Consider the following 22,276-nt stretch of genomic DNA (forward strand, 5'->3'; position numbering starts at 1 on the left):
TGCCCTCCGGGAACCACGGCACATCTGGGGGTTTAGGTGGAAAAATCGGCAAACATTATTTTAGCCGGCTGGGTTGCTAGAGCGAGAACCCGATGCCGAAGGCCAGGACCGAAACCCCTGCCACAAACAGGATAAACGCTACCGGTCGCTTTCTGGGCGAAAAGTCCTCGACCAAAACCCGGAGCTTCTTGGGGTCACCCCACTTGATGCGCCTGAAACGGTAGACGTTGTTCACCATGGACTGACAATACCACCAATCGCTGAAGAATGTGTGTGTCTGGGGAGGAAGTTGAACTTGTACGATCTACGACCAGAGTTTAGGTGTGATCCGCAATCTGCGCAGCCTACCAAACTGGTGTGCAGCAAAAGGAACTACTTTGCCCGACATCCGCCTCACCTACGTTTCGACACTCCGTCCGGTGGTAGCAGAAACCGACATTCGCGATCTTGTAGCCAAAGCTGCGGAGTTCAATTCCGCACATGGTATTACCGGCGTGCTTGCGGTCGATGGGAATCGCGTGTGCCAGATACTTGAAGGCCCGGAAACCGTCGTATCAGCGCTTTTCAAATCGATCCAACACGACCAAAGGCATCACACCGTCGTCATGCTCGAACGCCGTGGCATCGAAAAATCTGGTTTTGAATCCTGGGGCATGGTGCGGCAGAAGATGATTGATATCGTGCAACACGCCCTCACAAGCTAATTATCCGGGTGCCGGGCTGCCGCCACCCGCGGCGCCGGTGTTGGCCGTGTGCGCTGGCGCGGTAGGCGCGCGGTGTCTTTCTTTTTGTGGTCCGAAAACGCCTGTTGATCGGCTTGAGGCCAATTGCAGCGCCGCAGCCTGATACGACACCGTTGTCCGTGACAAAAACCTCACGGAAACGGTTTCCAGCGGCCGCGCTTTGCTCTACCACTGACCTCACACCAGCCACTGTGGTCGGGAGAGTGTGTTGCCAAGCTTCGATAGTCTTTTCAATGCCTTCGTCACACTTCTTGTGACTATTGACCCGCCCGGACTGGCACCCCTTTTTCTGGCCATCACGCGCGGCATGAACCGAAGCGAGCGCCGTCAGGTGTCGATCCGCGCCTCGGTGATCGGCTTTGCGGTGCTGACGCTGTTTGCCATTGCCGGCGCATCGATTCTCAATGTGTTTGGTATCACGCTGCCGGCCTTCCGCGTCGCTGGCGGTTTTCTGCTGTTCTTCATCGCCTTCGAGATGGTGTTTGAAAAGCGCCAGGACCGGAAGGAAAAGATTTCAGATGTCGCCATTACCCGCGACCACATACACAATGTCGCCGCCTTTCCACTGGCCATCCCTCTGATCGCAGGCCCCGGCGCTATTTCGGCGACCGTTCTCCTGTCAGGCACTTTTGCCGGCTGGCAGGCGCAGGCAGCGCTGGTCGCCATCATCCTCGCCTGCCTGCTGCTCACCTACATCGTTTTCGTCTTGGCCGAGCGGGTGGACGGCATTTTGGGCCACACCGGCCGCTCCATTCTCACCCGCCTGCTTGGCGTGATCCTGGCAGCACTCGCTGTCCAGTTCGTCGCCGACGGTATCAAAGCGCTGATGGCCGCGTGAATCTGCACGCTGCGGCGACCGCGAAGGGAGCGAAAGCCCCCTTCACCCTTAAGGTGCGCCCAAACCGCCCTATCCATCTATAGCGGAGCGAAGAAAAGTGGCGCGAAAAGAATTCCGCGCCACCAAAGTTTCTGACGATCAGAACGGGATTTCGTCGTCGAGGTCGCGCGAACCACCACCGCCGCCGCCGCGATTGCCACCGCCGCCCCCACCGCTGCGATTGCCGTAATCGTCATTCGGGCCGGACTGGCCAAAACTATCTGAACCGCGCGAACTTCCGCCGCCGCCGCCGCCGCTATAGCCGACCTGGCCGCTATCGCCGCCCTGCCCGCGTGAATCGAGCATCTGCAATTCCCCCCGGAATTTCTGCAGCACGATTTCGGTCGAATAGCGCTCGACGCCGTCCTTTTCCCATTTGCGGGTCTGCAACTGGCCTTCGATATAAACCTTCATACCCTTCTTCAGGTACTGCTCGGCGACCTTGGCCAGATTATCGTTGAAGATGACGACCTGATGCCATTCGGTCTTTTCCTTACGGTCACCTGAATTCTTGTCGCGCCAGCTTTCCGAAGTCGCGATCCTCAGATTGACGACCGGCTCACCGGAATTGAGCCGGCGGATTTCAGGGTCAGCCCCTAGATTGCCGACCAGAATGACCTTGTTGACGCTACCCGCCATAAAACTTCTCCTACGCTCATCCGAAATTGTTGTGTTCACACTGGGCTGCCGAAAGCCGCTCCCGCGTAAAACCGCAAGCCAGCCACCCTATCCGATCCGCAGCCCGGTTGCGCGATCTCTGCTGTAGCCTGTCCACAGCCATTTTGAGTTTGACCACAACAATCATGTTCTTGTTATGTTCTTATCCAAAGTGAGTCGACGGTGCAAGCCGTTGCGTCGAACTAAGCTCGGCCACCGCCCTGCTCTCCACATCTTCGCGTTTCGGCAGGGTTAATGCAGGAGGCATCGTATGTGTCCATTCATTCCAGAGGACCCAGCTGCACATGAGGCTGTGGAGGCAAACCAAAGGGCTGTCGTGGCGCGGGGCCACAATCTGCACAAGCTTACCAATCAACAGCTCGCCTTCACCCGCCCGCCCGCCACGCACGCACAAAAAAGGCCCCACTGTTCGTCAGAACAGTCAGGGCCTGTCCGGGCGCTGCCCGGCTTCTGCCGTGAACGGCTTTGTTCTCGGGTGCCGTGCGGCGTCAGCCGCGACCCGACTTTTGGTCTCTGCGATGTGGGGATGCTTCAGCAGGTCCGTGCTTGCCGGGCCGGTGTCCTGCCTGAGCCCGCTTTAGCGCGCGGGCGCACCTGAACAGTTAGGTGGAGTCATGCCTCGCTCCCGATCTGTTGTTTCCAATGCCTTCATGGGCTTTGGACGCGGCGTCTCGCGACCGGTTCTCAGGGGATAAAACCCATTTGGAAGACATGTGCAGCCTGCGCCCGGCTTCGCCCCACGTCAACCACAACCAGCGGCAAGGGCAAAAACGTGATCAATGTTACATGCCCTGGCCACAACCATGTCAGGAGCCCGTTCGGCCTTTGTTCTTTTTGCTTGCGGGCCCGCGCGAAACGCGCCTATACGCGAGACCATCGGGGATTGCGGCTTCGGCTCGACCTGCGGCAAAAAATACCTACATAGGGGGCTGGCTGGCCCGGACCCGCCACCCTTTCAGATTCTCAGCATGGACGAAAAAGCGGCATGGCCGATCACAAGTTTCTCTCCATACGCGGCGCACGCGAGCACAACCTCAAGAACGTCGATCTCGACCTGCCGCGCGACAGCCTCATCGTCATGACCGGCCTGTCTGGCTCAGGCAAATCCTCGCTCGCCTTCGACACCATCTATGCCGAGGGGCAGCGCCGCTATGTCGAAAGCCTGTCAGCCTATGCACGCCAGTTTCTGGAGATGATGCAAAAGCCCGATGTCGATCAGATCGACGGCCTGTCGCCCGCCATCTCCATCGAGCAGAAGACCACCTCCAAGAACCCGCGCTCCACCGTCGGTACCGTGACCGAGATCTACGATTATATGCGGCTTCTGTTTGCCCGCGTTGGCGTGCCCTATTCGCCGGCGACCGGCCTGCCGATCGAGAGCCAGACCGTCAGCCAGATGGTGGACCGTGTATTGGCGCTGGAAGAAGGCACGCGGCTATTCTTGCTGGCGCCCATGGTGCGCGGGCGTAAGGGTGAATACCGCAAGGAACTCGCAGAGCTGCAGAAAAAAGGCTTTCAGCGCGTCAAGGTGGATGGCATTTTTTACGAGATCGCCGAAGTGCCGGCGCTTGACAAAAAGTACAAGCACGACATCGACGTCGTGGTCGATCGTATCGTTGTGCGCCCAGATCTGGCGACACGGCTGGCTGATTCCATGGAGACAGCGCTGCGCCTAGCCGATGGCATGGCGGTCGCCGAATTTGCCGACAAGCCGCTCGATGCCAGCCAGACCGGCGCGGACTCCGTCAACAAATCTAAAAACGAAACGCATGAGCGCATTCTGTTCTCCGAAAAATTCGCATGTCCCGTTTCCGGTTTCACCATCGCCGAGATCGAGCCACGGCTGTTCTCGTTCAACAACCCGTTTGGCGCCTGCCCGGCCTGCGATGGCCTCGGCAACCAGCGCGCCATTGATCCCAATCTGATTGTCCCCGACGAAAACCTGACGCTCCGCTCCGGCGCAGTCAGTCCCTGGGCCAAATCCACCTCGCCCTATTACAGCCAGACGCTGGAAGCGCTCGGCGCCGTCTATGGCTTCAAGCTCGGCGACAAGTTCTCCGCCCTCTCGGACGAGGCTAAATCCGCCATTCTCCACGGCACGGCCAAACGCGAAATCACCTTCGCCTATGATGACGGCCTGCGCTCCTACAAGACCACGAAAACCTTTGAAGGCGTGATCCCCAATCTGCAACGCCGCTGGAAGGAAACCGAATCCGCCTGGATGCGCGAAGAAATCGAGCGCTTCATGTCAGCCACGCCCTGCCCGGCCTGCGCCGGCTACCGCCTCAAGCCCGAAGCGCTTGCCGTAAAAATCGGCGGCAATCATATCGGCCAGGTCACCGGGCTTTCGATCCGCATTGCCAATGAATGGTTCGAGCACCTGCCAGCCCAGCTGAACGACAAGCAAAATGAAATCGCCTCGCGTATCCTCAAGGAAATCCGCGAACGTCTGCGCTTCCTCAATGATGTGGGGCTGGATTATCTGACCCTGTCGCGCAATTCCGGCACGCTGTCGGGCGGCGAGAGCCAGCGCATCCGGCTTGCCAGCCAGATCGGCTCCGGCCTCACCGGCGTGCTTTATGTTCTGGATGAACCCTCCATCGGCCTGCACCAGCGCGATAATGCGCGCCTGCTCGACACGCTCAAACATCTGCGCGACATCGGCAACACCGTCATCGTGGTGGAGCATGATGAGGATGCGGTGATGACGGCGGATTATGTTGTCGATATGGGCCCGGCGGCCGGCATTCATGGCGGGCAGATCATCGCGCAGGGCACCCCGCAGGAAATCATGGCCAATCCCGCCTCGATCACTGGCCGCTATCTGTCCGGCGCGCTCGAAATCGCCACGCCTGCCGAGCGCCGCCCCGGCAAGAAGAACCGCCGCATCAAGGTAGTTGGCGCGCGCGGCAACAATCTCAAAAATGTCACCGCCGAAATCCCCCTCGGCACTTTCACCGCCGTCACCGGTGTGTCGGGCGGCGGCAAATCCACCTTCCTCATTGAAACGCTGTTCAAAGCCGCCTCGCGCCGCATCATGGGCTCACGCGAGCACCCGGCAGACCATGACCGCATCGAAGGTCTGGAATTTCTGGACAAGGTGATCGACATCGACCAGTCGCCGATCGGCCGCACGCCGCGCTCCAACCCGGCCACCTATACCGGCGCCTTCACGCCCATCCGCGATTGGTTTGCCGGTCTGCCCGAAGCCAAAGCGCGCGGCTACCAGCCGGGCCGCTTTTCCTTCAACGTCAAGGGCGGCCGCTGCGAGGCCTGCCAGGGCGATGGCGTCATCAAGATCGAGATGCACTTCCTGCCCGATGTCTATGTCACCTGCGATGTCTGCCACGGCAAGCGCTACAACCGCGAAACGCTGGACGTCACCTTCAAGAGCAAATCCATCGCCGATGTGCTGGACATGACGGTCGAAGAAGGCGTCGAGTTCTTCGCCGCCGTCCCCGGCGTCCGCGACAAGCTCGAAACCCTCAAACGCGTCGGCCTCGGCTACATCCACATCGGCCAGCAGGCCACCACCCTGTCGGGCGGCGAGGCCCAGCGCATCAAGCTGGCCAAGGAACTCTCACGCAAAGCCACCGGCAAAACGCTCTACATCCTCGACGAACCCACCACCGGCCTGCACTTCCACGACGTCGCCAAACTGCTCGAAGTGCTGCAGGAACTGGTCGATCAGGGCAACACCGTCATCGTCATCGAACACAATCTCGAAGTCATCAAAACCGCCGACTGGGTCCTCGACCTTGGCCCCGAAGGCGGCGACGGCGGCGGCGAACTGGTTGCCAGCGGCACGCCGGAGGATATCGTGGCGGTGGAGCGAAGCTATACCGGGCAGTTTTTGAAGGAGCTGCTGGAGAGAAGGCCGGGGGCGAGGAAGCGGGTGGCGGCGGAGTAGGAGGGGGACGACGGGCTATGAAAAAGGACGACCTGACCCCGAAAAACGCACGCAGTGAAGCAGACATATTTGCAGAACTTTCTTCGCTCTGCCTTGCGCCCGGTTATGTTCACGCACTCGCTTATTTTTGCTTTAGAGACAACCTAATCATGTACGCAGGTGACATGGTCACCGAAGAGGACGTTCAGCATCAATATTCGCACGAAAAACTTCTGCGGGCGGAAATATCGACCCTTATCGGACTAATGGTCAAGAGTGACATAGATGTTACGCTTCCGAACCAAAAAACCTTGCAGGACTACGTCGAACGATCGGAGTATCTCCTTCACGAGATGCATATGTGTCTCCAGAAACCGTGGCTGGCGGGGTTTCTATCGATGGCGTCAAGCACGCAAGCAGAAAAACTCGACCCATTCGGCACCGCGGAAGGTCTACGTGAGCCAATCTTCTACGGTGGAGAGTCGGCCTACAATTTCCAATATGAGGAGTTGGCAGGATTAAAGTATCGCGGAGACAATGAGTGGCTCATGTCGAACGCCGGCTTCTCAGTCGATGAGGCAATACAAGTTGCGCGAGCCCTAGGTGACCTGCAACTACGGAAGATCCTAGCGCATCGCGATGCGCTCCGGAAACTACCGCCAGACCTGTGGAGCATATTTCCGGCGTTTTTGTTTCATTGTGACGAGCTGCATTCGGAAACCGGAATAGACCCAAGCAGGATCAAGAAAATTGTAGACGCTTTTTGCCTTTCTAAGGAAGCGGCGAACAGCTCGTTTTCGAGTATGAGCGCATTCAACGAAATCAATGCGGCCCCGATAATCCGCTTGTCCACTGGGCACTACCTTCTTTTGCAGCACTATAGCCTACTTGAAGCATTGTATGAGTCGCCGTTCTTTTGGATGGTCAACGACAAACCCTATCGCTCGCAGGCATCCAAAAATCGCGGAGCTTTCCTTGAAAGCTTTTTGACCGAGCGTCTGAAGCGCGTTTTCGGTGCTCGCCATGTCTACCAGAATGTCGATGTATACAAGGGAAAGGATCGGCTCGGTGAAGTAGATGTTCTTGTTCTCTATGGCAACACCGCGATCGTTGTCCAAGCAAAGTCAAAACGTCTCACGATCGAAGCGCGGAAAGGGAATGATCTCCAACTCAAATCCGATTTTAAGAATGCAATTCAAGACGCCTATGATCAGGCTTGGCTGTGTTCAAATGCAATTCTCGCCGACGGCCACAAGTTTGTCTTGGCGACTGGCGAGGAGATAAATTTAACAAAAAAGCCTACCTCAGTCTTCCCTATTTGCGTCGTTGCAGACCACTACCCGGCCATCGCTGCGCAGGCTAGACAATTCCTTAAAGCCCAATCGTCCGAAGAGATACGGCCTCCAATTGTGACCGATGTCTTTTTCGTGGATGTCTTGTCCGAAATTTTGGAATCGCCGCTTCATCTTCTTAATTACTTGGCACTAAGAACTCGTTTCGCCGACAAACTTCTTGTCACTCAAGAGCTCACCATTCTTGGATATCACCTTAAACACAATTTGTGGGTCGAAGATCAGTACAACTTGATGAACTTGGGCGACGATTTCACCAGCTCACTTGACATTGCCATGACCGCTCGGAGGATGGGCGTGCCGGGAGTCAGCACACCCGAGGGCATTTTCACTCGCTTTAAGGGTTTGCTCATAGGCGATTTGCTTGACCAAATTGAAGATGCGGCCACACCGGAACTAGTCGGGTTGGGGATGCTACTTCTCCAAATGGGGTCGGATTCAGCCAAACACATCAATGCTCGTATAGCCAGCTTGGTGCAACTAGCAGACAAAGATGGCAAGCATCACGATTTGTCCGTTCCGTCGGAGCCGACTAACTCCGGTTTCACAGTTCACGTGAATTCGCTTTTCGACGACGTTGCTCGGGAGCGACTGTCCGTGCACTGCAAGTTGCGAAAATACGATACGAAATCAGACTCTTGGTATGGACTACTCCTATATCCGGGAAGCGGTGAAATCCGAGGAGCGTTAGCAATTGAGGAGAAGTGGAAGCCGGACGCAAACATCGAAAAGGCGTTAGTAGAATGGCCTCGGAAACCAATGACCCCGATTAATCTACTGTCTCGTAAACCTAGAGAGCAGAAGATTGGACGAAACGATCAATGTCCCTGTGGAAGTGGGAAGAAATACAAGAAATGTTGCCTCAATGCTCATTGAGCATTGGCAAAAATCAAACCTACCCCCAAACCACCTCCTCACCCAATCCCCTCAGCCCTCAGCCTTCGACACCAACCCCTCCACCACCGACTGGGCCACCAGCACCAACGGCCCTCATCCTGAGGTGCGAGCCCCTCGGATGTGCCGGCTCCAACGCATCCCTTCGGCGGCGAGCCTCGAAGGACCGGTGCCCGCGCGGTCGTGCGTCCTTCGAGGCTCGCCCGCTGATGTTTGTTCTAGATTTTCCAGCCGCTTGCGGGCTCACACCTCAGGATGAGGATCGTGGAGAAAACGCATACCTCTCGTCAGCCTCATGGTGAGCCTGTCGAACCACGAGGCGCTTGGCGCAAACACCCCTCTCCGTCTTGGGCTGCGCCCAAGCCACCTCTCCCCGCAGGCGGGGCGAGGAAATGCGGCGGTGCTGCTGGCGCCATCGTGAAAGGCGAACCGCCCCTCCAGCCAGCCATTTCCTCGCCCCACGAAAAGTGGGGAGAGGTGGCGCGCGCAGCGCGACGGAGAGGGGTTTTCGTTGCGCCTTGGCGCGCCCCTACCCCAAACCACTTCCGCATTCGATCCCCTCAGCCCGTCATCCATCAACACCAGCACCAGCACCAGCCCCAGCCCCTCCACCACCGCCGGACCCAGCACCAACAGTCCTCATCCTGAGGCGCGAGCCCCCGCTGCGAGCCTGAGACCAGCGCACCCCTTCACGGGCGAGCCTCGAAGGATGGTGCCCGTGATGTCGTGCGTCCTTCGAGGCTCGCTCGCCGGAGATTATGCAAAACACCCAGCCGCGTGCGGGCTCGCACCTCAGGATGAGGACGGTGGAGGAATGCGCAAACGTCCCAACAGCCTCATGGTGAGCCTGTCGAACCACGAGGCTGTTGGCGCAAGCAAACGCCCCTCTCCGTCTTGGGCTGCGCCCAAGCCACCTCTCCCCGCAAGCGGGGCGAGGAAATGGCGTTGGCGCTGCTGGCGTCAGTTCTGTTGGGCGCAACGCCCATCCAGCCAGCCATTTCCTCGCCCCACGAAAAGTGGGGAGAGGTGGCGCGCGCAGCGCGACGGAGAGGGGTTTTGTCCCAATGACACCCAAACGAAATATTCTATCCACCCCCCTCCCCACGCCGCCACAATGGCTGCAGGAGGCGGTGATGGATTGGGACAGGGCGATTGAGGTGAACCGGGAGGCGCTGGAGCGGGTGCTGGTGATGCTGATTTGCATGGCCGGGCTGCGGCGCGCGGTGCTGCATCCAGGTGATGCCGGGCGCACCACTTTGCCCCGCCATCTGCACCGCGCCGTGCTGCGTCTGTTGCGGCCGGCGGAATCGGCAATGCGCCGGCTGGTCATCATCATCGCGCGTGGCCTTGTCGTTGCGCCGCGCGACATGCCAGGCGGCTGTTTTTCGCGCGCACCGGGCCGCACTTTTCCGGCCCACAACGCCCTGAATGATGCGCAAGGGCAAAAGAAATGCGGCCTGCCACTCTGCGATCCGGCGCGACGTTATTTTTTGCCGCTGCGCAGGGGCGCGGCCTCCAACAGCGTGCCGCGCATTTCGCTGCCCGGAATTTTGGCGCCCTTTGTCATCACGCCGCGCCCACTGCCCGCGCGCGACGATCTTGTGGATGCCAACGGGCTGGTGCTGCGCCTGCAAACGCTGACCCATGTGCTGGACGACCTGCCGCGCCACGCGCTGCGCTTTGCCCGCTGGCATGCGCGGGCGCGGGCCGAAGCCAGCCAGCCAGCCGCCCAAAAAAATCGGCGCCGCTGGCCGCTGCGCCATGGAAGGCCGCCGGGTGCCCACCGAAAGGGTGACCATGAAGTGCATCTCCTGCTGACCAATCTGCACGGCCTGGCTTTCGATGCGCTGCAGCGCCCCGACACATCCTGAAAAATTTTGGCTGATGAAAAAGGCTGGTTGAATGTAACCCACCGCCTCGCAGCGCGTGGCATCAATCCCTGCTGTCAGGAGCGGGCGCAAACCGGGTGGACAAGCGTGCAGCACCAACGCATTTTGCGCCCACACGGGTCAGCAAAGAGTTTTGAAAAATGCCAACAGAAAAACAGATACGTGCCGGCATGGGTGGCTGGACCTTTGAGCCCTGGGATGAAAGCTTCTATCCCGGCACATTGGCCAAGGCCAAGCAGCTGCAATTCGCATCGCGGCAAGTGCCAACAATCGAGGTGAATGGCACATTTTATTCGACATTCAAACCCGCCACTTTTGCCAAATGGGCGGCAGAAACGCCGGATGATTTCATATTCTCATTGAAGGCAGTGCGCTACGCAACCAACCGCAAAATTCTGGCAGAAGCTGGCGAATCCGTCGCGCGGTTTCTCGGCTCCGGCATTTCCGAACTGGGCGCAAAGCTCGGCCCCATTCTCTGGCAATTCGCCCCGACCAAGAAATTCGATGCCGATGATTTCGGTGCGTTTCTGGCGCTGCTGCCCGATAGTCAGGACGGCGTGAAACTCAGCCATGCAGTCGAGGTGCGCACCGACAGTTTCAAGACGCCCGATTTCATAACATTGGCGCGCAAGCACAAGGTCGCCATCGTCTATGCCGACCACGAGAAATATCCCGCCATCGCCGATGTCACCGGCGATTTCGTCTATGCGCGACTGCAGACCGGCGCGGACGATATTGCCACCTGCTACGCGCCCGAACAACTCGACCAATGGGCCGCCCGCGCCCGCCTCTGGGCATCCGGCAAGACCGTCACCGACCTGCCACTCAGCGCGCCCGATGCACCGGCAAAAATCATCCCGCGCGATGTGTTTGTCTATTTCATCTCATCGGGCAAAACCCGCGCCCCACACGGCGCGATAGAATTCAACGAGCGCGTGGTAAGCCTGTCGAACCAGAAGGCATAACCACCCAGCGCTGCTCGTTTCGAGGGCACAATGCCTAAGATTTAGGCTGCGAAGGCAGATCAATAACGCCTACCTGGCCAAGCTCTTATCTCACACCCCATCAAACGCTATAAAAGCAGGCGAATCTGGGCAAATCGTCCAGTTTTGTCTCGTATCGCACTTACTGGCACACTTCATGCTTGATGTGTACGATATCAGGCGCGCCGCGCTCGAGGCACCGCGTTTATCAGTGGAGGCATTTTTATGAAGAAGATCGAAGCGATCATCAAACCGTTCAAGCTCGACGAGGTGAAAGAAGCGCTTCAGGAAGCCGGCCTGCAGGGCATTACGGTCACCGAGGCTAAAGGCTTCGGCCGCCAGAAGGGCCATACGGAATTGTATCGCGGCGCTGAATATGTGGTCGATTTCTTGCCCAAGGTGAAGATCGAGGTCGTGCTCGGCGATGATGCGGTCGAAGGCGCCATTGAAGCCATCCGCAAGGCCGCTCAGACCGGCCGCATCGGCGACGGCAAGATTTTTGTCTCCAACATCGAAGAAGTCGTGCGCATCCGCACCGGCGAGACCGGCATCGACGCCGTCTGATCCGTTAAACCGTTCCAGGAAAGTACATAGGGAAACATCATATGACGACGGCAACCGATATCATCAAACAGATCAAGGACAACGATGTGAAATTCGTTGATCTGCGCTTCACCGATCCGCGCGGAAAGCTACAGCACGTCACCATGGATGTGGTGGCGGTTGATGAAGACATGTTCACTGACGGCGTCATGTTTGACGGCTCGTCCATTGGCGGCTGGAAAGCAATCAATGAGAGCGACATGGTTTTGATGCCAGACATCGAAACGGTGCACATGGACCCGTTCTTCGCTCAGTCCACCATGATCATCATGTGCGACATTCTCGATCCTGTCTCTGGTGAATCCTACAACCGCGATCCACGCGGCACAGCCAAGAAGGCCGAGGCATATCTGCGCGCTGAAGGCTTCGGCGACACCGTCTTTATCGGGCCAGAGCCAGAGTTCTTCGTCTTTGATGACGTGAAATACAAGGCAGACCCTTTCAACACCGGGTTCCGCATCGATTCCAACGAGCATCCATCAAACGACGACACGCATTACGAGACCGGCAATATGGGCCATCGCCCACGTATGAAGGGTGGTTACTTCCCAGTCCCGCCAGTTGACGCGCTGCAGGACATGCGTTCGGAGATGCTTACGGTCCTGTCTGAAATGGGCGTGGTTGTTGAAAAGCATCACCATGAAGTTGCTTCGGCCCAGCACGAGCTCGGCATTAAATTCGACACGCTGGTACGCAACGCTGACAAGACGCAAGTGTTCAAATACGCTGTGCATCAGGTCGCCAACGCTTATGGGAAGACGGCAACTTTCATGCCCAAGCCCGTATTCGGAGACAATGGCTCGGGCATGCATGTTCACATGTCCATCTGGAGAGACGGCAAACCGACTTTTGCCGGAAACGAATATGCAGGTCTTTCAGAGAGCTGCCTTTATTTCATCGGCGGCGTCATAAAGCACGCCAAGGCAGTCAACGCCTTCACCAATCCGCTGACCAACTCCTACAAGCGCCTGGTGCCCGGATATGAAGCGCCGGTCCTTTTGGCCTACTCAGCCCGCAACCGTTCTGCCTCGTGCCGCATTCCATTCGGCTCCTCGCCAAAGGCAAAGCGCGTCGAAGTGCGCTTCCCTGATCCAGGCGCAAACCCGTATCTCGCCTTCTCCGCGCTCTTGATGGCCGGCCTCGATGGCATCAAAAACAAGATCCACCCGGGCCAGCCTATGGACAAGGATCTCTACGATCTGCCGCCCAAGGAATTGAAAAAGATCCCAACCGTATGCGGCTCCCTGCGTGAAGCTCTCCAGAGCCTCGACAAGGATCGTGGCTTCCTGAAAGCCGGCGGCGTGTTTGATGATGACCAGATCGACGCTTACATCGAACTGAAAATGGCCGAAGTCATGCGTTTCGAGATGACCCCTCACCCGGTCGAATTCGACATGTATTACTCGGTCTAAAAAATACTAGGCCGTGTGGACGAATTTGATCAAGCATAGGCCTGCTGCGAAGCTTACGATTGAGCGGAAATTTCGTGCTGTCTTTTCGCATCGCAGGGCGACGCGTTTGAAGCGCTTGAGCCGCCCGAAGCCTTGTTCGATACGGGCGCGCGCCTTGTAGAGCGTCTGGGCGAAGAAGGCTGGCCTGTTTTTCTCGTTGGCCTTGTGAGGGATCACCGGGGCGATGCCGCGTGTCCGCGCGGCTGCACGATTGGCCTTGCTGGAATAGCCTTTGTCGCCCAGCGCGGCACGTGGGGTGATGTCCGGCCCTATGTCGAGCAGGGTCTCAAAGCGGGTTGTGTCGGCAACTTGGCCACCGGTCAGATCGAACGCAATGATGTCGCCCGAATTGTCCGCCTTGGCGTGGATTTTCGTTGTGAACCCGCCGCGCGAGCGGCCGAGCGCCTGGCCTTGCTGCCCCCCTTTGCGCCCGCTGCCGAGACATGGGCGCGCACAATGGTGGAATCGAACATCTGGATCAGATGGGCCGATGCGCTCATCTCGGCCAACGTGTCGAAGAAGGCTTCGAACACGCCGGCTTTGCTCAGCCGGTCAAAGCGCTTCCACACTGAGTTCCAGTGGCCAAAGCGTTCCGGCAGCGCACGCCAGCGCACATTCTCCACCGTGAAGAAGTGCATGGCTTCCAGAAAAAGCCGGTCGTCCGCAGCCTTGCGGCCTCGCCGTGGCAGGCAAGCGCGGAAAACCTCCAGCGTGTTCGCCCAATCCGTTTCCGTCATCCTCGTGGACATCGCCGACCTCCAAATCAGTCGACAATCCATGAATCAGACTGGATTGGTCAGCGGAACCCCAAAAGCTATACCTGAGTCAATTCGTCCACACGGCCTAGTCGACAAAGACCCGGCGGAGCAATCCGCCGGGTCTTTTTGCTGGCCATCAGCCCCTAAACCCTGCGCCGCATCAGCATCGCAATCACGAACGCGGCACCCAGCGAATTGGTAATGATACCCACTGGCAGTTCCTGCTGGTGCAACAGAGTGCGGGCGGCAAGGTCACTGGCCAGCAGCAACACCGCACCCAGCATAGCAGCAGCGATCACCAGTCGAAAATGTAGCCGGCCGGAAAGTGGTCGGGCCATATGCGGGATCATCAGCCCGACAAAGCCGATGACGCCGGTAACAGCGACAAACAGTGCAGTGGCAAAGCTTGCTGCAACAAACGTCATCACCCGCAATTTTTCTACCGAGACACCCAAGCTTTCGGCCGTCTGCTCGCCGGCCATGATCGCATCAAGCTGGCGGTGATAGCGCAGCGCAAACACGAAGATCGCCAAGAGCCCGGTAAACCCCAGCGCAATATTGTTCCAGCCCGAAAGCCCCAGTCCTCCAAGCATCCAGAATAACACCGAATGCGCCGCACGTTGATCGCCGAGGAAGACAAGATAGTTGGTAAGCCCAGAAAACAGGAAGGAGACTGCGAGCCCTGCAAGGATCAACCGCTCTGGACCTTGTCCCTCAGCGCGGCGCATCAACAGCAGCACAATTGTCGTAGCCAACATGCCACCGCAAAAGGCGGCGAATGGCAAGGTCCAGGGCCCGAACCGGCTCCCCAAAATAGTGATGACAGCAACAGCCCCAGCCGCCGCCCCGGACGACAGTCCAAACAGGAACGGGTCGGCCAGATCGTTGCGCGTTACCGTCTGCAGAAGCGTGCCGACCACGCCCAGCCCAGCCCCAACGCAAATCGCCATCAGGACTCGCGGTAGCCGCAGATCGACGATGATGCTGTGGACTGGCCCAGTCTGGATCGGTCGGTCAAAGCCGGCAACACCAAGGAGCGCATCGGTCACATGGGCGAACGGGATGGATGTCGAGCCATAGGCAATTGATCCAAGCGCAAGCCCAACCATGGCCAGCGCCGCAAGGGCCATGCCGGGAACGAACCGGCTGCGGTCGCTCAAAACGCTTCCGGGTGAAGCGCTTTGGCAAGTTTAGCAATCGCTGGAATGTTGGCCGGCCCGGGCGTCAATTCAGCGTAGCGCAACGACAGGTAGCGGCCATTTTTTACCGCTTCGGTCTGTTTCATCGCCGGGTGCGCAGTGAGAAAGTCAATCATCTTCTGCGGCCCGCTGCCATCCTGGTAGTCGAGCAGGACGATGAAAGGCGGATTGCGCATCGCAACCGTCTCCCAGTCGGTGCTGACCCAGCTTGTCTCCAGATCTTCCATGATGTTGACACCGCCGGCGGCCTCGATCAACGCCGTTGGCATGGCGAACTTCCCGGCTGTGAACGGCTTGTCCTCGCCCGAATCGTAGAGAAATACCCTAATTGGCTCATTCTTTCCTGCTTTGGCAGCGATATCCGCAAGCTCGGCGCGCCAACCTGCAATCAACCTCGCGGCCTCTTGCTCCTTGCCAAAAACCTTGCCGAGCCGCTCCATGTCTCCGAACAACAGCTCCATCGACGCGCGCGGCCGATTTTTATCGACATGGATGCAGCTTTCAGTCAGCACCAGCGTCTTGATCCCATAAGCCTCCAACCGCTCGGGCGTCACTTCGCCACCCACGCGCATGCCGTAATTCCAGCCGGCAAAGAAAAAATCGGGCTTGGCGGCGATCAGCGTTTCGATCGAGGCATGTTTCGGCGCAAGTTCGGGAATATCCTTGCGCAGAGCCTCGAATTCCGGGCTGAACTTATACCAGCCCGAAATACCGGTCACACCGACGATGGAAGGCTGAAGATCCAGCGCAAACGCCATTTCCGACATGTTGAGATCGTGGATAATTGCTCGGCTCGGGGCGGCATCGAAGGTGAGCGGTACACCGCAATTCTGTACGGTTACAGGAAACCCAAATGCGGGTAGTGCAATCAGCAGATTGGTGCAGACAAGGCCAAAGCGTTTCAACGGGTCAAACTCCGGTTTCAGAAATTATCAGGAAGATCAAAGACTGTAATGTCTCGCTGTTGTGTCGGGTGGCGCAGGCGCAGAACCTCCAGCCCGAAGACGTCGCGAACGGTAGCCGGTGACAGCGCTTGCGCGGGCGAGCCGGACGCGACTGCGCGTCCATCCTCCAAGACCAGAACATCGGTGGCAAAGTCTGGCACCAGCGCCAGATCGTGCAGGACAGCGATCACCGTCAGGCCGAGCCGGGCCACGAGTGCCATCAGCTCGCCGCGTGCTTTCAGATCGAGATGGTTTGTTGGCTCGTCGAGGAAGAGAATTTTGGGCTGCTGCGCCAGCGCGCGCGCAATATGGGCCCTTTGCCGCTCGCCGCCCGAAAGCTGGCAAAGTTCCCGGTCGCGCTTGCCGTGAAGCCCGACACGCACAAGGGCTTCATCGACATGTTCCAGATCGTCGGTCGCCGTGGACTGGCCGGTATGTGGTACCCGGCCAAGCCCTACATAATCAGACAGACGGATACGCCCGTGGGGCGCATCGCTCTGGCCAACCACTGCTAGCATGCGGGCCCGCTCGCGTCGCGTGATGGAATGGATCGGCTGACCAAACAGCTTTACCACACCCGCTCCAGCCGGGATCAGTCCCGCCAGAATCTTCAGAAGAGTGGTCTTGCCCGCACCGTTGGGCCCGATGATCGCCAGCCGCGCGCCGGTATTAATCCTGAGAGAGATATTTTCGACCAGCTTCTGGCCTCCCCGCACGGCAAGTCCAAGACCTTGCGCGGAAACCACCACCTCGCGCACCGGCGTGCTCGGCAAAGCGGGTTCGCACTTAACATTCTCGGCAGGCAGGTCGCAAATCGCGTCCATCCGACAATTCCATCCCACACTTTCGTTCGGGAAGGATGCTGGCAGACCGGGGCGCGCAGGGCGCACGGAAGCTTGAGCAACGCTTCCCGGCACACCCCGTCCGGTCGTCTCAGTCAGATGGCAGGTCTCCTGGCTCGCGGGTCATTACCTTTCACCCGCCTTCCCGGCCTTTCGGCCAGTGGCAAATCCGGTGTCAGGCTATCCGCTCACAGTTGCGGGGGCAGCTGCGGATTGGGTTGATGAGGTCAACCGCACCGCATTCCCTTTTCACCCGAAGCCTTGCGACTCCGGGCACCATCGTGCCAAACGCTAGCTTCTTCGCGTCATCTGCACAAGCGCCAGCATATCGAAGTTTGCCTGCTCAAACTTCGATATGAAGATGAGATGGTTGATCCTGTCAAAATTTTCGGAATGCTCAACTCCCCATCCAAGAGTAAGTTAAGCCACATCGATACAGCGAAGATTTAGCTCCGGCACACAAAAAGAGGACCCGGAAGTTTCCCGCCGGGCCGTAAAATTTAACACGGAAAAAAGCCTATGCAGCCACCTTCGCGGTACCTTCAAGCGGCACTTCCGAGATTGTCTTCAGTATCTGCGAGGCAATCTGGTAAGGGTCGCCCTGACTGTTGGGGCGCCGGTCTTCCAGATAGCCCCTGTAGCCGTTACGAGCGAACGAATGCGGCACGCGGATCGAGGCTCCTCGGTCCGCGATGCCGTAGCTGAACTTGTTCCACGGCGCAGTTTCATGTTTCCCGGTCAGGCGTTTGTCGTTGTCGGGACCGTAGACCGCAATATGGTCCATAAGGTTCTTGTCAAAGGCAGCCATCAGATTTTCGAAATACTCCTTGCCGCCCACTTCGCGCATATAGACGGTCGAGAAGTTGGCATGCATGCCAGAGCCATTCCAGTCGGTGTCGCCTAGCGGTTTGCAGTGGTATTCGATATCGATCTCATATTGTTCGCACAGGCGCTGCATCAGATAGCGGGCCATCCACATCTCGTCAGCAGCGCACTTAGAGCCCTTGCCAAAGATCTGGAATTCCCACTGGCCCTTCGCCACTTCGGCATTGATACCCTCATGGTTGATGCCGGCATAAAGACACAGGTCGAGATGTTCCTCGACAATCTTGCGCGCCACAGAGCCGACATTGGAATAGCCGACGCCCGTGTAATAAGGACCCTGCGGCGGCGGGAAGCCGGCAGCCGGGAAACCGAGCGGACGACCATCCTTGTAGAAGAAATACTCCTGCTCAAAACCGAACCACGCGCCGTCATCATCCAGAACGGTGGAGCGGCTGTTGGAAGGGTGCGGTGTCTCGCCATCCGGCATCATCACTTCGCACATCACCAGAACGCCGTTGGTGCGCGCGCCGTCCGGGAAAACCCTGACCGGCTTCAACACACAATCGGAACTGCGACCTTCGGCCTGCATGGTCGACGACCCGTCAAAACCCCAAAGCGGCATTTGCTCCAGCGTCGGGAAACAATCGAATTCCTTAATCTGCGTTTTGCCACGCAGATTGGGCGCCGGCGTGTAGCCATCGAGCCAGATATATTCGAGCTTGTATTTTGTCATGCCGACCTCGCAAAGACGATTTCAATTCGTGGTTCGCTGGATGGACACGCAGCATGTGCCACCCTCCCGCCATCAGAAAAGCAAGCAGCGTGCCAAATGCGCGCCCGTCGAACAATTGCAACACTTCGCCGCCAAAGAGGCCTGCGATCCGCCGGGTTTCGAGCTGTTTGGACACTGTTGCCGCCGTTGGGGTCCTTGAACCTTCGTGTTTCACGCCAAAATGCACTTGGCTGCGCTGGGATAGGCGCGCCGGCTTGTGATTGCCCAGCAGGCACAAGTAAAAGGTGCTCACAAAATGATCAGAAATGGCAATTTGCATGAGCTTGTTGCTCATTTCAAAAGCACGCCTATATTGTCAGAGATCGCTCTGCCGCAACTGTATAAAAAAGGGCAGCAACAATGACCTATAATATTCAAGGCCAAACAGCGCAAATCTACCAGTTTCCAGTAAAACTCCGCGCCGGCGCGCCGTGGACTGGTGTGATTTCTGAAACGCCGCAATGTCGCGAACCATCGCGTGCCGCCCTCGTGGCATTGGACGCGTGGTACCATGACGCAGCGATAGGCGAGGAAGACAAGCCACACCACAGCTGACAAGCGTGCGATAAAATCTCCTATCATGCTGTTTCAAAAAGTTTTTTTGGTTTCCGTCAGTCCGGCTTCGATCGACTTTTCCAGTCAGAGCTCACCGCTGCGGCATCAAGCCGTTCGCGAAATTCGGTGCGGACCTCGTTCCACGCAAACCGCATCGAATTCTCGACAATTTCGCGGTCATAATTTTTGTGCTCATCGGCAATCGGCGCCCAGCGGATCAGCGCTTTTGGGCTCTCGGTGAAGGCCGAGGCGCCGGCGGCGATGTTGTGCCAATTGGCCTTATCGGCGCGTGCTCCGAATTCTGAGAGCCAGCGCGAAACGGTCACCGCATTGGGCGCCTGTTCTTCATTGGCGGCAACACCTTGGCCATAACACCAGACCGCCAATGCATTGAAATCGCCCTGCTCGAGCCTCTGGTCCGTGCCCACATGGGCAACACAATGGATGGTTAAATCCGCCAGAGATGCTGCGAAAACCTGCATCTTGGCAATGTTGATCGAGCGCGAAAATTCTTCGTCCGCGAACATTTTCGGATAACGCATTCCGATGCGCTCCTTGAGATAGCCGTAGAGCTTTTTCTGCGTCACCAGCGCTGCGCGCGTTGTGACAAAATCCGCCAGCAGTTCGGAATCATTGATTGGGCCCGTGTCACGTCGAACAGACAGCCGGTTCCAGCTGTCACGAACCCAGCGACCAGCTTCTGTCATTTGATCGACAAAATCGTTCATGCGGCTTGAGATGGCTGATCTCCCCATGCTGTGCAAATGCTACGATAGGATTATTTCGGCGATTGTGACGACACTGTAAACAATGAAAAGGGGGCCGATTCATTTGGACCGGGCCGTCGGCATGCCGACATCCTGTCGGTATGCGTTCGAGGGAGGACACGAACCATGCCTAGCAAAGATGCTGGTGCTATGGATCGCCATTGGGAGAAGACCAGAAATCTTACATTTCTGGTTTTGGCGGTCTGGGCGCTTTTCGCAATTATCCTGCCGTCGATGGCAAGCACGCTGAACGCAACAACGTTCCTCGGCTTTCCGCTCGGCTATTACATGAGCGTTCAAGGCTCGCTGATCGTCTTCGTCGCACTGATCTGGTTCCAGAACTGGCGCCAGGACAAGATCGACGACGAATTCGGCGTCGGCGGGGAGTAGGGCGATCATGGCTATACAAGAAGCAAAAAGCGGTCGCTTTATCGACAACCTCGGTAAGGTCTACGCGCTTTATACACTCGGTTTCCTGGTCTTTTTCGCCTTCATGGCTTTGCTCGAAAAGATGGGCATGGGCGCGCAGGCGATCGGCATCGGGTTCCTGATGTTCACCATCGCCATCTATGCTGTCATCGGCTGGTTGTCGCGCACGGCAGAAGTCGACGCTTACTACGTCGCCGGTCGCGAGGTCCCTGCCCTCTATAACGGCATGGCCACCGCAGCCGACTGGATGTCGGGCGCCTCCTTCGTCGCACTCGCAGGTGGTGTTTACTTCGGTGGCTATCCCTATCTCGGCTACATCGTCGGCTGGACCGGCGGCTACGTGCTGGTCAACTCGTTGATGGCTCCCTACCTGCGCAAATTCGGCTGCTACACAGTGCCGGATTTCGTCGGAACGCGTTACGGCGGCAATGTTGCCCGTCTTTGCGCCGTCATCATTCTTGTTGTGGCGTCGTTCACCTATGTGACGGCGCAGATCAACGCGACAGGAACAATTGCAGCCCAGACACTCGGCATTCCGTTCGAGTTCGGCGTCTGGCTTGGCCTGATCGGCATCTTTATCTGCTCGATGCTGGGTGGAATGCGCGGCGTCACCTGGACTCAGGTGGCGCAGTACATCGTTTTGATCATCGCCTATCTGGTGCCTATCATCTGGATGTCGAACAAGCAGGGCTTTGGCATCATTCCACACTTCTCCTACGGTGAAGCAGTCCACCGCATCGCCGAACTGGAAGCGCAGTACGGCCTCAAGCCTGCACTCGAAGCCATTCCCGGCGTCTCGGTGCTGGTCAATCCGGCCAACGCTCCAGAGGGCAAGGGTTGGGCAATGGTCTCGCTTGCCATCTGTATGATGGCCGGCACCGCATCGCTGCCACACATTCTTATGCGCTACTTTACTACCCCGTCCGTCCGCTCTGCACGCCGCTCAGTTGGCTGGTCGTTGCTCTTCATCTTCCTCCTGTACTTCTCGGCGCCGGCCCTTGCCACGCTAACGAAGCTGCAGCTTCTCGATCCCAATCTGCCGACTTCGGTTATCGGAAAGGCGTTCGAGGAAGTCTCTAATCTGGAGTGGGTAAAGCACTGGAGTTCGGTCGGCATGCTAGCTGTTGCCGACCAGAACGGCGACGGCATCGTCCAGTTGAACGAATTCTTCATGCGCCCGGACATCGTGGTGCTTGCAACGCCTGAAATCGCGGGGCTTCCCTATGTGATTTCCGGCCTTGTGGCTGCCGGTGGTCTTGCTGCCGCCATGTCAACGGCAGACGGTCTGCTGCTCGCCATCGCCAATGCCTTGTCGCATGATCTTTACTACAAGATGATCGATCCGAAGGCGGATACCCGTCGCCGGCTCATCGTTGCCCGTGTGTTGCTTCTCTTCATCGGCGCTGCCGCAGCTCTTGTCGCCTCGCTGAAGTTGACTGGTATTTTGGGCGCCGTGGCTTGGGCATTCGACTTTGCCTGTTCGGGTCTGTTCTTCCCGCTGGTGCTCGGCATTTGGTGGAAACGTGCCAATACCGAAGGCGCAATCGCCGGCATGGTTGCCGGTTTTGTCTCCGGTTCGCTCTACCTGTATCTGGTCTTTAACAAGATCATGACACCTTGGTTCGGTCTTGACGACGTTCGCTTCGGCATCGTCGGCATGACCGTCAGCCTGGTCGCCATGGTCGTGGTTACGCTGATGACGCGTGCACCATCCAAGGAGATCCAGGACATGGTCGACGAAGTGCGCATCCCGAGCGGCAAGACGATCCTTGCAGCCGGCCACTGATTGGCCCATTGAGTAATATGAGGGCGGGACGACAGTCCCG

The 22,276-nt window shown here is 57.9% G+C and carries 20 protein-coding genes, 1 pseudogene and 1 riboswitch; of the genes and pseudogenes, 11 read left to right on the top strand and 10 right to left on the bottom strand.

Annotated features, from left to right (window positions below):
* Positions 1 to 76: 76 nt before the first annotated feature.
* Positions 77 to 238 (bottom strand): hypothetical protein, encoded by a 162-nt coding sequence (locus GA830_RS14355; RefSeq protein ID WP_195162497.1) that lies wholly within the window; start codon positions 236 to 238, stop codon positions 77 to 79.
* 85 nt (positions 239 to 323) lie between these two features.
* Between GA830_RS14355 and GA830_RS14360 the strand changes: the two genes are divergently transcribed.
* Positions 324 to 704: a BLUF domain-containing protein gene (locus GA830_RS14360; protein ID WP_195162498.1), complete on the top strand. Its 381-nt coding sequence runs from the start codon at positions 324 to 326 to the stop codon at positions 702 to 704.
* A 247-nt stretch (positions 705 to 951) separates the two neighbouring features.
* Positions 952 to 1,581: a MarC family protein gene (locus tag GA830_RS14365; RefSeq protein ID WP_195162499.1), complete on the top strand. Its 630-nt coding sequence runs from the start codon at positions 952 to 954 to the stop codon at positions 1,579 to 1,581.
* 138 nt (positions 1,582 to 1,719) lie between these two features.
* Here the strand turns inward: GA830_RS14365 and ssb are convergent, their stop codons facing one another.
* Positions 1,720 to 2,259 carry a single-stranded DNA-binding protein gene (gene ssb, locus GA830_RS14370; protein ID WP_195162500.1) on the bottom strand — a complete coding sequence of 180 codons (540 nt, stop codon included), beginning with the start codon at positions 2,257 to 2,259 and terminating at the stop codon, positions 1,720 to 1,722.
* A 1,024-nt stretch (positions 2,260 to 3,283) separates the two neighbouring features.
* Here ssb and uvrA point away from each other — a divergent pair.
* The 6 genes from uvrA (at position 3,284) to glnA (ending at position 13,320) form a co-directional block, all read left to right on the top strand.
* Positions 3,284 to 6,208, top strand: a complete 2,925-nt coding sequence (uvrA, locus tag GA830_RS14375; protein ID WP_195162501.1) for an excinuclease ABC subunit UvrA — start codon at positions 3,284 to 3,286, stop codon at positions 6,206 to 6,208.
* A gap of 17 nt (positions 6,209 to 6,225) precedes the next feature.
* Entirely contained in the window at positions 6,226 to 8,415 is a 2,190-nt protein-coding gene (locus GA830_RS14380; RefSeq protein ID WP_195164962.1) for a nuclease-related domain-containing protein, read from the top strand.
* Positions 8,416 to 9,497: 1,082 nt separating this feature from the next.
* Positions 9,498 to 10,304 carry a hypothetical protein gene (locus GA830_RS14390; protein WP_258045439.1) on the top strand — a complete coding sequence of 269 codons (807 nt, stop codon included), beginning with the start codon at positions 9,498 to 9,500 and terminating at the stop codon, positions 10,302 to 10,304.
* Positions 10,305 to 10,462: 158 nt separating this feature from the next.
* On the top strand, positions 10,463 to 11,287 hold the full coding sequence (locus GA830_RS14395; RefSeq protein ID WP_195162503.1) for a DUF72 domain-containing protein: 825 nt from the start codon (positions 10,463 to 10,465) through the stop codon (positions 11,285 to 11,287).
* 243 nt (positions 11,288 to 11,530) lie between these two features.
* Positions 11,531 to 11,869: a P-II family nitrogen regulator gene (locus GA830_RS14400; protein WP_145716532.1), complete on the top strand. Its 339-nt coding sequence runs from the start codon at positions 11,531 to 11,533 to the stop codon at positions 11,867 to 11,869.
* Positions 11,870 to 11,910: 41 nt separating this feature from the next.
* Positions 11,911 to 13,320, top strand: coding sequence for a type I glutamate--ammonia ligase (glnA, locus tag GA830_RS14405; protein ID WP_195162504.1), 1,410 nt, complete (start codon positions 11,911 to 11,913; stop codon positions 13,318 to 13,320).
* A 6-nt stretch (positions 13,321 to 13,326) separates the two neighbouring features.
* Here glnA and GA830_RS20420 read toward each other — a convergent pair whose 3' ends face one another.
* The 7 genes and pseudogenes from GA830_RS20420 to GA830_RS14435 form a co-directional block, all read right to left on the bottom strand.
* Positions 13,327 to 13,851 carry an IS5 family transposase gene (locus GA830_RS20420; RefSeq protein ID WP_195164712.1) on the bottom strand — a complete coding sequence of 175 codons (525 nt, stop codon included), beginning with the start codon at positions 13,849 to 13,851 and terminating at the stop codon, positions 13,327 to 13,329.
* Between the two features lie 38 nt (positions 13,852 to 13,889).
* Positions 13,890 to 14,138, bottom strand: a pseudogene (locus GA830_RS20425) (transposase); the annotation flags it as partial.
* A 122-nt stretch (positions 14,139 to 14,260) separates the two neighbouring features.
* Entirely contained in the window at positions 14,261 to 15,247 is a 987-nt protein-coding gene (locus tag GA830_RS14415) for a FecCD family ABC transporter permease (protein ID WP_195164964.1), read from the bottom strand.
* Between the two features lie 26 nt (positions 15,248 to 15,273).
* The gene (locus GA830_RS14420) at positions 15,274 to 16,221 is read right to left on the bottom strand and encodes an ABC transporter substrate-binding protein (protein WP_258045440.1); all 948 of its coding nucleotides are present in this window, start codon (positions 16,219 to 16,221) and stop codon (positions 15,274 to 15,276) included.
* A 17-nt stretch (positions 16,222 to 16,238) separates the two neighbouring features.
* Positions 16,239 to 17,084 (bottom strand): ABC transporter ATP-binding protein, encoded by an 846-nt coding sequence (locus GA830_RS14425; RefSeq protein ID WP_195162505.1) that lies wholly within the window; start codon positions 17,082 to 17,084, stop codon positions 16,239 to 16,241.
* Between the two features lie 102 nt (positions 17,085 to 17,186).
* Positions 17,187 to 17,398: riboswitch (cobalamin riboswitch) on the bottom strand.
* 221 nt (positions 17,399 to 17,619) lie between these two features.
* A complete protein-coding gene (locus GA830_RS14430; protein WP_195162506.1) occupies positions 17,620 to 18,660 on the bottom strand; it encodes a glutamine synthetase beta-grasp domain-containing protein in 1,041 nt (346 codons plus the stop codon).
* Positions 18,581 to 18,994, bottom strand: coding sequence for a hypothetical protein (locus GA830_RS14435; RefSeq protein WP_195162507.1), 414 nt, complete (start codon positions 18,992 to 18,994; stop codon positions 18,581 to 18,583). Before GA830_RS14435 ends, GA830_RS14430 begins: the two co-directional genes overlap by 80 nt.
* A 65-nt stretch (positions 18,995 to 19,059) precedes the next feature.
* Between GA830_RS14435 and GA830_RS14440 the strand changes: the two genes are divergently transcribed.
* Positions 19,060 to 19,254 (top strand): DUF2735 domain-containing protein, encoded by a 195-nt coding sequence (locus GA830_RS14440; protein WP_195162508.1) that lies wholly within the window; start codon positions 19,060 to 19,062, stop codon positions 19,252 to 19,254.
* A 56-nt stretch (positions 19,255 to 19,310) separates the two neighbouring features.
* On the opposite strand, the gene GA830_RS14445 is transcribed toward GA830_RS14440, so the two are convergent.
* Positions 19,311 to 20,009: a hypothetical protein gene (locus tag GA830_RS14445; RefSeq protein WP_258045441.1), complete on the bottom strand. Its 699-nt coding sequence runs from the start codon at positions 20,007 to 20,009 to the stop codon at positions 19,311 to 19,313.
* Positions 20,010 to 20,147: 138 nt separating this feature from the next.
* Between GA830_RS14445 and GA830_RS14450 the strand changes: the two genes are divergently transcribed.
* Positions 20,148 to 20,411: a DUF4212 domain-containing protein gene (locus tag GA830_RS14450; protein WP_195162509.1), complete on the top strand. Its 264-nt coding sequence runs from the start codon at positions 20,148 to 20,150 to the stop codon at positions 20,409 to 20,411.
* 7 nt (positions 20,412 to 20,418) lie between these two features.
* Positions 20,419 to 22,236 (top strand): sodium:solute symporter family protein, encoded by a 1,818-nt coding sequence (locus GA830_RS14455; protein WP_195162510.1) that lies wholly within the window; start codon positions 20,419 to 20,421, stop codon positions 22,234 to 22,236.
* Positions 22,237 to 22,276: the final 40 nt, after the last annotated feature.

Source organism: Mesorhizobium sp. NBSH29, assembly GCF_015500055.1.
Lineage (GTDB): Bacteria > Pseudomonadota > Alphaproteobacteria > Rhizobiales > Rhizobiaceae > Neomesorhizobium.

Bases quoted from the DNA above. Each gene is read 5' to 3' on its own strand.
- GA830_RS14440 (WP_195162508.1), top strand. From the start codon at position 19,060: ATGACCTATAATATTCAAGGCCAAACAGCGCAAATCTACCAGTTTCCA.
- GA830_RS14455 (WP_195162510.1), top strand. From the start codon at position 20,419: ATGGCTATACAAGAAGCAAAAAGCGGTCGCTTTATCGACAACCTCGGT.
- uvrA (WP_195162501.1), top strand. From the start codon at position 3,284: ATGGCCGATCACAAGTTTCTCTCCATACGCGGCGCACGCGAGCACAAC.
- GA830_RS14400 (WP_145716532.1), top strand. From the start codon at position 11,531: ATGAAGAAGATCGAAGCGATCATCAAACCGTTCAAGCTCGACGAGGTG.
- GA830_RS14355 (WP_195162497.1), bottom strand. From the start codon at position 238: ATGGTGAACAACGTCTACCGTTTCAGGCGCATCAAGTGGGGTGACCCC.
- GA830_RS14380 (WP_195164962.1), top strand. From the start codon at position 6,226: ATGAAAAAGGACGACCTGACCCCGAAAAACGCACGCAGTGAAGCAGAC.
- ssb (WP_195162500.1), bottom strand. From the start codon at position 2,259: ATGGCGGGTAGCGTCAACAAGGTCATTCTGGTCGGCAATCTAGGGGCT.
- GA830_RS14395 (WP_195162503.1), top strand. From the start codon at position 10,463: ATGCCAACAGAAAAACAGATACGTGCCGGCATGGGTGGCTGGACCTTT.
- GA830_RS14425 (WP_195162505.1), bottom strand. From the start codon at position 17,084: ATGGACGCGATTTGCGACCTGCCTGCCGAGAATGTTAAGTGCGAACCC.
- GA830_RS14435 (WP_195162507.1), bottom strand. From the start codon at position 18,994: ATGAGCAACAAGCTCATGCAAATTGCCATTTCTGATCATTTTGTGAGC.
- GA830_RS14445 (WP_258045441.1), bottom strand. From the start codon at position 20,009: ATGGGGAGATCAGCCATCTCAAGCCGCATGAACGATTTTGTCGATCAA.
- GA830_RS14415 (WP_195164964.1), bottom strand. From the start codon at position 15,247: ATGGCCCTTGCGGCGCTGGCCATGGTTGGGCTTGCGCTTGGATCAATT.
- GA830_RS14450 (WP_195162509.1), top strand. From the start codon at position 20,148: ATGCCTAGCAAAGATGCTGGTGCTATGGATCGCCATTGGGAGAAGACC.
- GA830_RS14390 (WP_258045439.1), top strand. From the start codon at position 9,498: ATGACACCCAAACGAAATATTCTATCCACCCCCCTCCCCACGCCGCCA.
- GA830_RS14430 (WP_195162506.1), bottom strand. From the start codon at position 18,660: ATGACAAAATACAAGCTCGAATATATCTGGCTCGATGGCTACACGCCG.
- glnA (WP_195162504.1), top strand. From the start codon at position 11,911: ATGACGACGGCAACCGATATCATCAAACAGATCAAGGACAACGATGTG.